The following is a 10,281-nucleotide window of genomic DNA, read 5'->3' on the forward strand; positions in this document are numbered from 1 at the left end:
CTTACGGCCTCTGCCAAGGCGCCTGGATTAGCGCCGTTTGAGGATCAGCGGCATGCCCTAAGAGAGGTAGGTTCCAGGCTGTAGCGAGGGTCTTAAGCAGCGAGTAGTGCGTGTAGGGGGTCTCATCCTGGAAACCGCGCTTCACCCATGGCGAGATTAGCACCGTAGCCACGCGCCCGCCGCCCGGCTCAAAACCACAACACCCTTGCTCGCCCTGGCCTTCATCCCAAGTCAGAATGATCAGCCCTTCCTCTGCCAGAGGCGGGTAGGCCCACAAGCGCTGCATCCAGGTATCCAGCCAAGCATCCACCACATCCAACCCACAATCATGCCCCGAATGACACAAATCCGGGGTAATAAAGACGAAATCGGGCAACTGACCGCGCGCCAGGTCCTCTTCCAGCGCGCTAAGCGGCACTACCCGCTCCTGACAACGTGCCGGATTGGTGCGAATAGGGTCGAAGTAGATAAAGGGATTGTGCTTGGGGGCGTAACGGTGCGTATACTGCAAATAGCACGGCGCCGGCATAGCCTCTTGATAGGTCTTCCAGGTACGCCCACTGGCCTCAATCCAATCGGGCAGGCTGGGGGCATCAATGTAACAATCTATGCAATTGGTGCGAATACCAAAGGTATCCCCCGCAATGAGCGCTAAGTAGTTGGGCAGGCTGGGGTGGGTGATAGCGTAGTAGCGGGTCAGCAGGGTGTAATCCTTGGCCCATCGGTTGTAGACTGGCATTTGCGGGTTCCCGATCACCCGGGTGATCTCACGATTCTCAAAGATGAGGATCACAATATGGCGAAAGGCTGGCACTAGGGGCTGGGGAGTGGACGTGGGGGTCACGGTCAAAGTTGGCAACGGAGTGGGAAGCGGTGTAGGGGATGCCGTTGCCGAGGGCAAGATGGGCAGCGTTGCTGCCACAGTTGGGGTAACAAGAGGTGGCGTGGCAATCTCCCACATAAGACTGGTCGGGGCGCAGGCAATAAGGAGCATGGCCAGCCCCAGCCCTCCTAAAACCTGGAGAGAGATGCATGAATAAACGTGCCTGTGAGCCATGTCCACCTCCTGAACTTCACCTCAGGAACCGGTACAGGTCAAGCTGATCCACTACGGAATAAGCCTTACCGCCTAGCCCTCCGGCTCGAAGTCATCTTCTTCGTAGCGTTCCCAAGCCTGAGGACTCCAACCATAGCGCCCCCGCAAGGGCACAAAACTGACCGGTAAAATATCCTCATAGTCCACGTGCCCCCCTTGCTTCGTCCAAACTTGCAGAGTTTGGCCCAAATAATCCCCGATAGGTATCACTAGGCGTCCCCCCTCATCGAGTTGCTCCAGAAGTGGAGGTGGGGGGGCTGCTGCCGCTGCGGTGACGATGATGCCCTGGTAGGGTGCCGCCTCCGCATAACCCAAGGTGCCATCGCCCAAAATCACGGTAATGTTCTGCAAGCCCAGGCGCTTGAACGTGGCTTCCGCGCGCCGAGCCAGCACCTCATGCCGCTCAATAGTGTAGACCCACTTGGCCAGCAGGCTCAGAATCGCCGCCTGGTAACCTGAACCCGTTCCCACTTCCAACACTTTCTCATCCCCTTTGAGTTGAAGCAGGGAGGTCATCAGCGCCACGATGAAGGGCTGCGAAATCGTCTGCCCCTTACCGATCGGCAGCGGGCCATCATCATAGGCGCGTGAGCGAAGCGCTGGCGGCACGAACTCGTGGCGGGGAATGCGCCGGAAGGCTTCTAAGACACGCGGATCCCGAATCCCACGTCGCTCAATTTGTTCGATCACCATGGCTTCGCGCCACTCGGCAAATACCGATTCATCCGCCATGCCCGCCTCCATCAAAGCCAGTGCCTCTTTCCGCACCCACATTCAATCCCATGGCAAAGGGCTCCCTTACATATTGTACATAATTCAGGGGTCGAGGGTGTGCCCTATTTTCGCGATCACGGCTCTTGAGCGCTTAATCCGCCGAAGTCAAGGGACGGGCCTGAAGTAAGGCTTGCGCGATCTGACGATCCAGTTTTCCCATTGGGTAATGGGCAAGGTGCGTCAGGGGGACCCATTCCAACGCCGTAGCCTCCAAGGGTTGGGGTTCCTCACCAACCAGATGGCAATGAAAAGCGTGCAAGGTGACTCGAAAGTGGCTATAAGCATGCTGAAAGACGCCCACCTTCTCCCCCACCGTAATAACGGTGCCTAATTCCTCACGAATCTCGCGTTGCAACGCCTCTTCTAAGCTCTCGCCAGGCTCCTGTTTACCCCCAGGAAATTCCCACAGCCCCCCCAACAATCCTTGTGGCGGGCGTTGTGCCAGCAGCACCCGCTCTCCGCGCCAGATGACGGCTGCCGCCACAGTGTAATGGGGAACATCCCCCCCACGTCGCCGAACAGGGCGGAGGGACTGGGTTCCACGCGCTCGCGCCAGACACAGCCTTGCCACCGGACAGACCTCACATCGCGGCGTCTGGGGACGGCACAACGTTGCCCCTAAATCCATCAACGCTTGGTTGAAATCACCTGGGCGATCGGCGGGCACGTGCACTTGTCCCAGGCGTTTCAATTCGCGCTCACCTGCCGGGCTATCTACTGGCAGGTCCAGGTCATACAAGCGGGACAGCACCCGCCGCACATTGCCATCCAGCGCCAACACGACCTCGCCAAAGGTAATGGAAGCAATTGCGGCGGCTGTATAGGGTCCAATTCCCGGCAGGGTTTGCCACTCAGCGGCTCGCTGCGGAAAACGGCCGTTCCACTCCTGGACGAGGATTTGCGCCACGCGGTGCAATGCCCGCGCACGCTGGTAATATCCCAATCCTTCCCACAAACGCAGCACTTCCTGCTCTGTGGCGGCGGCCAGCGTCTCCAAGTTAGGGAAACGCGCCATCCAACGCTGAAAATAGGGCAATACCGTCTCCACCTGCGTCTGTTGAAGCATGACCTCCGAGACCCACACCCGATAAGGATCAGGCGGAGACTCTCGCCAAGGCAGGGATCGGGCGTTCTGGTCAAACCAGGCCAGCAAGCGCTGCGCCAGTTCGCTCACCGCGCCCCCATACTAAAACTGAAAACCACCTCGGGCTTCTACAATTTTCAAGGAGTAATTCTTGACAAAATCCTGCAATTGGCTGTTGAGGGTCTTCCACTCTTCCGATTGCAAGATCTGGCGTGCCTTGCTGGCTGAGGATGCCACGGCCCCTACCAGGATTTGAGGATGATCCCCAAAGACAGTAGCCCAAGCATCGCTGAGTTCAAACCCCAAACGCTGTACCCCAGGAATGAATTCGCGCACCACGAATTCAAAGTATTCCTGCTCACGATCAGGGCGGATATCCCAAGACATCAACAACTTGACGGCCAAGGCTAACTCCTCTAATGATGCTGATACTCCAGAACAATCACCTGCGTTTCTTCAGGCAAGGCATTCACATTGGTAACCTTCAACGTTGGTTGCGGTTTAATGTCATTCAAACCCATAGCTTTGAGAAACTTATTCAACCCATCTAGTTTAACGCTGCTTTCCGGTGTGGCGTAGTGCATTGGGATCACAATATTGGGCTCCAAAAGGCTGACCACTTCCGCCGCTTTAGCAGCGTTGAGCGTACTTCCTCCGCCTACGGGTACCAGAACAATGTGCACAGGCCCTAGGGACTCCACTTCCGCCTGGGTAGGCACACGGTTAAGGTTGCCGAGGTGAAGGATATTAATTCCATTATACTCAATCAAATATAGTGTGTTGCGCGGTTCGTCCAACGATTTCTTGGTACCGTTCGTCTGCAGCCCGGTAATGAATACACTGCCAATTTCATACTCACCCGGGCCGGTAATCACATAGGGTTCGCCCTTGACCGCGGCCAGGTAATTATGTCCCGGCGCCGCATGGCTCACCGTCACAATATCGGCTTTGAGTTTAAGCGGCGCATATCCCACGGTACGATGATCATAAGGATCGGTGACCAGCGTAGCCATGTTGCGTTCCACAATTCGAAAACAGGAATGACCATACCAGGTAATTTCCATGCGTCCTCCAACGTTCGGTATGATTATACCAATAAAGCATCCTTTGCTAGGCTTGGCGCCAACCGGGTGCTAATCCTCTCCTCCCCACCCATCCAGCGCGGGGGAGGGCTCGGCAACATATACTCGCCTGAGCGCCAACAGGGCCAAGGTATTGAAGAGGATCGCTACCCCTAGATTGAAGCCAAAACCAATCTGATAAGTCAGCGGCCCAAACAACGCTCCTACCGCTCGCCCCAGCGAGAAAGCAGCAATCGTCCCGGCCATGACCGTTGCCCGCATCGCAGGGAATGTGCCCGACATCAATGGCAGAAAACTCACCAGCGCAAACTCAAACGTTAGGTAGAAAAAGAACAACCCAATTAACGCCCCGGCGATCGTCCGGCCTAGAAGGAAAAGGACCACTGCCGAGAGGCTATTCAGCACCACCCCCACTGCCACAGCGCGCTCCTTGCCCAGACGATCCACCCATAGGGCAGAGATACCCTCACCCAATAATTCCGAGGCGCCGATGACCATCGAGGCCGCCCCCAGCGCTGCCAGTTGAAGTGCAAACTGCGCCTCCAACCACAGCCCAAACACCAGGTTGACCATTTCATTTGCGCTGGTCAGCGCTAGCCCCATCGCCAACCCGATCAGCACCTGCGGCGAATGCAACAGCCCATTAATCTGTAGCCTCGACACCGCTGCTGTGTGCCGTTCTCCCGGCGGATCACGCGGCACCACTCGCAAAAGCACCCCCAGCAAAAGCATCCCACCCAGCGCAAACACCCCAAACGGTGCCCACCACAACCCCACCCGTTCCACCAACCAGCCCACCGCCGGAATGCCCAGAATGAAACTCAACGACCAACCCAACTCGGTAAGCCCCATCACCCGCCCCCGACCGGCGTATGGCACACGGTCTCCTAAAAACGCTTGCATTGCCGGCAGAAAAATCTGGTAGGCACTGGCCATTAGAAACAAGCCGATCAAAAAACTCAAGTAGCGCGGGAAGAGCGCTACCATGCCACTTCCCAAAACGAACAAACCCATGCCCACCAGCATGGCCGGCCGGCGGCCGTAGCGGTCGGTCAGGGGAGCCAGCAATGGGCCCACTACGCCGCTGAACGACCGCAAAGTCAGCGCCCACGAGAAAGCGGCAACGGAGACCCCTAACCCGCCCTGGAAGAAGGAGAAAAATGGATACACCATCCGGTAACTGGTGTTGATCAGCACCCGAATCAGCGTGAAAAGCCCGACCTGCACCCCTAAAGAAAACGATGTTCGCTTCATGATCCGATCCTGTTTAAGCGGGATAAAATAAGCGGCGGGCATGCGGCCAGAGGAGAATCACCACCTGCACCATCAGCCCGCTACACAGCAACACCAGCACAATAAAATGCAACTGAATGTGCAGCGCATCCCCGCCAAAAATAGGCGACTGGGGGTGCAACACCGTTCCAGTCCTCCCCAATTGCCACCACAACAGTCCTCCAAAACCTGCGTTAACGGCTGCCGCCAAGCGCGGTTCACGCATCAGCCATACCGCTGCTTGGAGCAACAGGCTTACACCCCACAACATCAGCGGCACCCGCCAGCGCGGTTCCTCCCAAAACACCCCACCCCAAATGCGAAGTTGTAGATATAAGGACATCGGCAAGTAGGTGGACCAGAACAAAAGAGCCGTCCACGCCAGCGCCTGAGAAAGACCTGCCCAAGCAGATCGTCGCAGCAGTAAAAAGGCCAGCCCCACCAGTCCGGCCAGGGCATAGGTCGCTTTGCCCACCCAGACCCATGCCCCGTGCAAGAGCACCAGGCGCAGCGCCGCACCTAACACGCGCTCAGTTGGTCCCAAAATGGTCGCTATCCCGATCAACCCCAGAGTCCCCGCCATGCCGATGATCCAACAGGGACGCCAAAGAACTGCCATTTTCGATAACCGCGATGCCGACATCCAGGCTAACCTCCGGGTATAATTTTACCGCCACGCCCGCATTTTTCTGGAGTTGTGTTTCTCGTGTCCTCCTCCCCCAATTGCCCCTGGCAGGGTTTGCGGCTGGCCCTGGCGTTTCTCACCCGCCTGCCACTGCCCTCCACTCGCGCCGAGACGGCCTTTGAACATGCGCTACCTTGGTTCCCCTGGGTAGGCCTGCTATTTGGCGCGGCCTGTCTCCTTTTGGCCCAAGTGCTCGGCCTGTTTTTTTCACCCTTGTTGGTCGCTGTGCTCACCCTAATTGCCTGGTCAATCCTAAGCGGTTTCCTGCATCTGGACGGCCTGGCCGATTGCTGGGATGCGCTCTTTCCACCCTTGCCTACCGAAAGACGCTGGCAAGTGCTCAAAGATCCTCATCTGGGTGCTTTCGGCATCATCGGTCTGGTGCTGCATCTATTGCTTAAGATCACGGCGTTGATTTCCGTGCTCAACCTGCATCCACTGGGATTGCTGATAGCCCCGGTCTGGGCGCGTTGGTTGGTGCTGTGGGTGGGGCGGCTACCTCCCGCCCGTCCAGAAGGACTGGGAGCGGCCTTCGTACGCGCTGTGACCCCACGCACCCTACTGTGGAGCAGTCCACTGCCGTTGCTCTTGATCCCGGTGGGGGGGTGGTACAGCCTGATTGCCTTGCCCTTGGCTGCAGTGAGCAGCGCCGCCCTGGGTTGGCTGGCGCAACGCCGCTTGGGCGGCATTAGCGGCGATGTGTTAGGTGCGGTCATTGAGACAAGCGAGGTTGCAGTGCTGCTGGGCTTTGCCCTCTCTTGAGACGGATTCGCCTTTACGGTTTGGTGGAGGAACCCCATGAAAACTTGTCCTAAAATCTGGCGCCTGCTTCTTTTCATGCTGATTGTCTACCTTGTGCTGGGGTTGGCCTTTCACGTGGGCTGGGAGACCGCGCAAGCGCAATGCCGGCAAGTTCAAGCCTCTCGCGGCGAGTTCGTTGAGCCAGGGGTCTTTGCCTGGCCACTGCGCTTGGCATTCGATCTGACCTTTTGGCCAGTTTATACTTGGGCCAACCTGTATCACGACGGGGTCATTTTTGCCACACCCTGTACGCATTGAAGCCCCTACTTCTTGCAGAGAATCCCCATGGCCTCACGTTTGATCTTGATCCTAGGCGGAGCGCGTAGCGGCAAAAGCCGCCATGCCCAGAATCTAGCCGAGGCCCACGCCGTGCCTTCTGTGCTCTTTGTAGCCACGGCAGAGGCCGGCGATGACGAAATGGCCACACGCATCGCCGCCCACCGCGCTGCACGCCCCTCCCACTGGCACACGCTCGAGGAGCCTCGCCACCTGGCTGCTGCCATTGCTACTTGGCAGCCCCAACCGGATCTCATCCTGGTGGATTGCCTGACCCTATGGGTCAGCAACCTGTTGCTCAGCCTGCCCGAACCACTCGAACCTGCCGCCGCTGAAGCGCTGGTGCAGAGTGAGACCAATGCCTTGCTGAAATGCATCCAAGCCAGCCAGGCCACGTGGATCATCGTCTCCAACGAGGTGGGGCTAGGGCTGGTGCCTCCCTACCCCTTGGGGCGGCTTTACCGCGACCTGCTGGGGAGCGTTAATCAACGCCTGGCCGCGGCAGCGGATGAGGTTATCTTCATGGTGGCAGGATTACCGATGCGTCTTAAGGGTTAACCCGTCATATCCCTTGACCCCAGCAGTATAATAAATTCAGAGGAAAGGAGGCTGAAATGGTCACACTGGCTGACCGTTTGGATGCCATGACTCGTCCTGGCGAGCTCTACACCCGCCTGGAAGATAACACGGTGCAGTGCTACGCCTGTGCCCACCGCTGCCGTATCAAACCCGGGCGGCGCGGAATCTGCCAGGTGCGCTTCAATCGGGATGGGGTGCTTTACGTGCCTTGGGGATATGTAGCGGCTTTACAGGTGGATCCCATCGAAAAGAAACCTTTTGCCCACGTGTTGCCTGGTAGTGATGCGCTTACCTTTGGAATGCTGGGTTGTGATTTTCACTGCAGTTTTTGCCAAAATTGGCTCACCTCACAAACCCTCCGTGACCCCGCTGCTGGCATTCCGGTGGAATCCCTATTGGAGGTCACCCCGGAGGAAATGGTGCAATTGGCGCGCCGCGCCGACGCCGCTGCAATCGTTTCGTCCTACAACGAACCCCTGATTACCTCCGAGTGGGCAGTAGCCATCTTCAAGCAAGCGCGCGAGGCTGGTCTGCTCTGTGCCTACGTCTCTAACGGGAATGCCACTCCTGAGGTATTGCAGTACTTGCGCCCCTACCTGGACGCCTACAAGGTAGACCTCAAAACCATGCAGGACAAGCAATATCGTCAGTTGGGCGGCGTGCTACAACATGTTCTGGATACGATCAAAATGGCCTACGACCTGGGGTTGTGGGTAGAGGTGGTCACGCTGGTTATTCCCGGTTTCAACGATAGCCCGGAGGAATTGTGGGAAGCGGCGCGTTTCCTGGTTTCGGTTTCACCCGATATCCCTTGGCACGTGACCGCCTTTCATCCCGACTACAAAATGACTGAGCCACCCCCCACCCCCGCGCGCACTCTGCTACGGGCTGCCGAGATTGGGCAAGAGGCCGGGTTGCACTTTGTCTATGCCGGCAACCTGCCCGGCCGTGTAGGCAGTTTGGAAAACACCTACTGCCCGCAATGCCAAACCCTGCTGATCGAACGGCGCGGTTACGTCATCCTGGATTACCGTCTCACCGCTGAAGGCACCTGCCCTCACTGCGGGCATAAGATTCCGGGCATCTGGCCCAAGGATCCGCGCGAGGTGCGCCTGCATTCGTGGGGCTTTCCCCGCCCGGTGCGCCGCCTGACTTACCCCTGAGCGAGGCTTCGCACCATATAATATTCGCCCCGGGCAAAACCGCGCTGCTCGTAATACTGGCGCGTCCCAATTGCCGAAATAACCGCTAGACGGCGGAATCCGTGCGCGCGCGCCAGGGCTTCGGCTGCCTGAAGCAACTGAGTCCCCAGGCCAATGTGCTGTGCCGCGCCGCGTTGTTCTACGCCTACCGGCAGGGATTGACCGTACACATGCACTTCGCGAATCAAGGCAGCGCCTGCAAGGTCGGCAAACGGGAGCCGCGGCGCCTCCGGGAGAGGCAGTGAAAGACGGAGATAACCTGCCAGACGATCATCTGGAGTTACAAAGTGCAAGAAATGCTCTTCGGCATAGGCGGCGCGGTAGGTCAAATCCTTGAAGATCAAATGGTCTGGAGACACCGGGCGATCACGCACTTCACGACAGCGGATACAGCGACACTGCTGCCCACGTCGCGCCAGTTCGGCCAGCACATCCTGGCGCAGACTAGTGCGCCGGTTACCTGCCACCACATAGGTGGAGGGAATGTCACGAACCACCCGATTAACCCGGCAATACTCGGGAATCGTTGGCTTGAGGTCGGCGATCAAGTCAATCAGGGTTTGGGTTGAGTAGGGTTCATACTCCCCGCGTTGCCAATAAGCATAAAGTTCGGTGTTTTCAAGCAACTGAGTGGGGTAGATCTTAATCTCATCGGGACAGAAATCCGTCCATAAGCGGGCAAAATCAACGCGGTCGGATTCGGGGGTGGCGCCCAGCAAGTTCGGCATCCAATGCATCACGATCTTGAATCCGGCAGCGCGTAAGAGCGCCGCGGCGCGCAGGGTCTCGGCCACCGTGTGCCCGCGCCGGTTAAGCGCCAAGATGCGATCATCCAGCGATTGCACCCCCATCTGCACCTTGGTCACGCCCAGATGGCGTAGCCAGCGCAACTCCTCCGGCGTGATCTCGTCCGGACGGGTCTCAATCACCAAGCCCACGTTCCGATGCGGAGCAGTCTCATTGCGCCGCTGAGCCTCGGCTAAGTCCGCCGAATCGGTTTCGTTCAACGCATCCAAACAACGCTTGACAAACCACTCCTGATAATCATGGCGGTAAACGCTCCACGTGCCGCCTAGGATGAGCAATTCTATCTTATCCGTCGGGTGACCGTTGGCTTCATAGGAAAGCAAACGCGAACGCACCTGACGATAAGGGTCAAATTCATTCTGTAGTGCCCGCTGAGCCCCCGGTTCATCTGGCAGGTAACTCTTGGGCATGCGCACATCGGTGGGGCAGAAGATGCACTTGCCGGGGCAGGGATACGGCTTGGTCAACACCGTCACCGTGGTCACGCCGGAAAGCGTGCGCATTGGCTTCATGCGGATGCGTTCAAGCAAAGCCGTATCTGCCTGCATAGATCCATTGGCGACCATCTGCTCGTACGCCGCCACCAGCGCGGCTTTGTTCAAATACCCGCCGCCTTCAAGTGG

Annotated in this window: 12 protein-coding genes; 4 read left to right on the top strand and 8 right to left on the bottom strand. The window is 57.9% G+C overall.

The annotated features are described in order from the left end of the window. Nucleotide 1: 1 nt before the first annotated feature. The 7 genes from Q0721_RS04310 to Q0721_RS04340 all read right to left on the bottom strand — a co-directional run bounded on the left by Q0721_RS04310 (nt 2) and on the right by Q0721_RS04340 (nt 5,951). Nucleotides 2-1,057 (bottom strand): alkaline phosphatase family protein, encoded by a 1,056-nt coding sequence (locus Q0721_RS04310; protein ID WP_299025831.1) that lies wholly within the window; start codon nt 1,055-1,057, stop codon nt 2-4. 72 nt (nt 1,058-1,129) lie between these two features. Continuing rightward, entirely contained in the window at nt 1,130-1,828 is a 699-nt protein-coding gene (locus tag Q0721_RS04315) for a protein-L-isoaspartate(D-aspartate) O-methyltransferase (RefSeq protein WP_299025834.1), read from the bottom strand. A 133-nt stretch (nt 1,829-1,961) separates the two neighbouring features. After that, entirely contained in the window at nt 1,962-3,044 is a 1,083-nt protein-coding gene (gene mutY / locus Q0721_RS04320; protein WP_299025839.1) for an A/G-specific adenine glycosylase, read from the bottom strand. A 12-nt stretch (nt 3,045-3,056) separates the two neighbouring features. Continuing rightward, complete coding sequence (locus tag Q0721_RS04325) at nt 3,057-3,359, bottom strand: hypothetical protein (protein ID WP_299025842.1); 303 nt, start codon at nt 3,357-3,359, stop codon at nt 3,057-3,059. Between the two features lie 11 nt (nt 3,360-3,370). Then, nucleotides 3,371-4,018 carry an MBL fold metallo-hydrolase gene (locus Q0721_RS04330; protein WP_299025889.1) on the bottom strand — a complete coding sequence of 216 codons (648 nt, stop codon included), beginning with the start codon at nt 4,016-4,018 and terminating at the stop codon, nt 3,371-3,373. Between the two features lie 69 nt (nt 4,019-4,087). Further along, nucleotides 4,088-5,290: an MFS transporter gene (locus Q0721_RS04335; protein WP_299025892.1), complete on the bottom strand. Its 1,203-nt coding sequence runs from the start codon at nt 5,288-5,290 to the stop codon at nt 4,088-4,090. 13 nt (nt 5,291-5,303) lie between these two features. Beyond that, nucleotides 5,304-5,951, bottom strand: a complete 648-nt coding sequence (locus tag Q0721_RS04340) for a hypothetical protein (RefSeq protein WP_299025895.1) — start codon at nt 5,949-5,951, stop codon at nt 5,304-5,306. A gap of 63 nt (nt 5,952-6,014) precedes the next feature. Here Q0721_RS04340 and cobS point away from each other — a divergent pair, with 63 nt between their 5' ends. The 4 genes from cobS to amrS are packed head-to-tail and all read left to right on the top strand — an operon-like array spanning nt 6,015 to nt 8,812. Beyond that, entirely contained in the window at nt 6,015-6,755 is a 741-nt protein-coding gene (cobS, locus tag Q0721_RS04345) for an adenosylcobinamide-GDP ribazoletransferase (RefSeq protein WP_299025898.1), read from the top strand. 36 nt (nt 6,756-6,791) lie between these two features. Continuing rightward, nucleotides 6,792-7,052 carry a hypothetical protein gene (locus Q0721_RS04350; protein WP_299025901.1) on the top strand — a complete coding sequence of 87 codons (261 nt, stop codon included), beginning with the start codon at nt 6,792-6,794 and terminating at the stop codon, nt 7,050-7,052. A 27-nt stretch (nt 7,053-7,079) separates the two neighbouring features. Next, nucleotides 7,080-7,628 carry a bifunctional adenosylcobinamide kinase/adenosylcobinamide-phosphate guanylyltransferase gene (cobU, locus tag Q0721_RS04355; RefSeq protein WP_299025903.1) on the top strand — a complete coding sequence of 183 codons (549 nt, stop codon included), beginning with the start codon at nt 7,080-7,082 and terminating at the stop codon, nt 7,626-7,628. A 56-nt stretch (nt 7,629-7,684) separates the two neighbouring features. Beyond that, nucleotides 7,685-8,812: an AmmeMemoRadiSam system radical SAM enzyme gene (gene amrS / locus Q0721_RS04360; protein ID WP_299025906.1), complete on the top strand. Its 1,128-nt coding sequence runs from the start codon at nt 7,685-7,687 to the stop codon at nt 8,810-8,812. On the opposite strand, the gene Q0721_RS04365 is transcribed toward amrS, so the two are convergent. After that, nucleotides 8,803-10,281, bottom strand: a 1,479-nt coding sequence (locus tag Q0721_RS04365) for a tRNA uridine(34) 5-carboxymethylaminomethyl modification radical SAM/GNAT enzyme Elp3 (RefSeq protein ID WP_299025909.1), incomplete at its 5' end; no start/stop codon positions are given. The two genes, amrS and Q0721_RS04365, sit on opposite strands and share 10 nt — an antisense overlap.

Source organism: uncultured Thermanaerothrix sp. (assembly GCF_938028735.1).
GTDB lineage: Bacteria > Chloroflexota > Anaerolineae > Anaerolineales > Anaerolineaceae > Thermanaerothrix.

What these genes read in the sequence shown, in the direction of transcription:
- Q0721_RS04310 (WP_299025831.1), bottom strand. Translation starts at nt 1,057, where the DNA reads ATGGCTCACAGGCACGTTTATTCATGCATCTCTCTCCAGGTTTTAGGA.
- Q0721_RS04315 (WP_299025834.1), bottom strand. Translation starts at nt 1,828, where the DNA reads ATGGCGGATGAATCGGTATTTGCCGAGTGGCGCGAAGCCATGGTGATC.
- Q0721_RS04330 (WP_299025889.1), bottom strand. Translation starts at nt 4,018, where the DNA reads ATGGAAATTACCTGGTATGGTCATTCCTGTTTTCGAATTGTGGAACGC.
- Q0721_RS04335 (WP_299025892.1), bottom strand. Translation starts at nt 5,290, where the DNA reads ATGAAGCGAACATCGTTTTCTTTAGGGGTGCAGGTCGGGCTTTTCACG.
- Q0721_RS04340 (WP_299025895.1), bottom strand. Translation starts at nt 5,951, where the DNA reads ATGTCGGCATCGCGGTTATCGAAAATGGCAGTTCTTTGGCGTCCCTGT.
- Q0721_RS04350 (WP_299025901.1), top strand. Translation starts at nt 6,792, where the DNA reads ATGAAAACTTGTCCTAAAATCTGGCGCCTGCTTCTTTTCATGCTGATT.
- cobU (WP_299025903.1), top strand. Translation starts at nt 7,080, where the DNA reads ATGGCCTCACGTTTGATCTTGATCCTAGGCGGAGCGCGTAGCGGCAAA.
- amrS (WP_299025906.1), top strand. Translation starts at nt 7,685, where the DNA reads ATGGTCACACTGGCTGACCGTTTGGATGCCATGACTCGTCCTGGCGAG.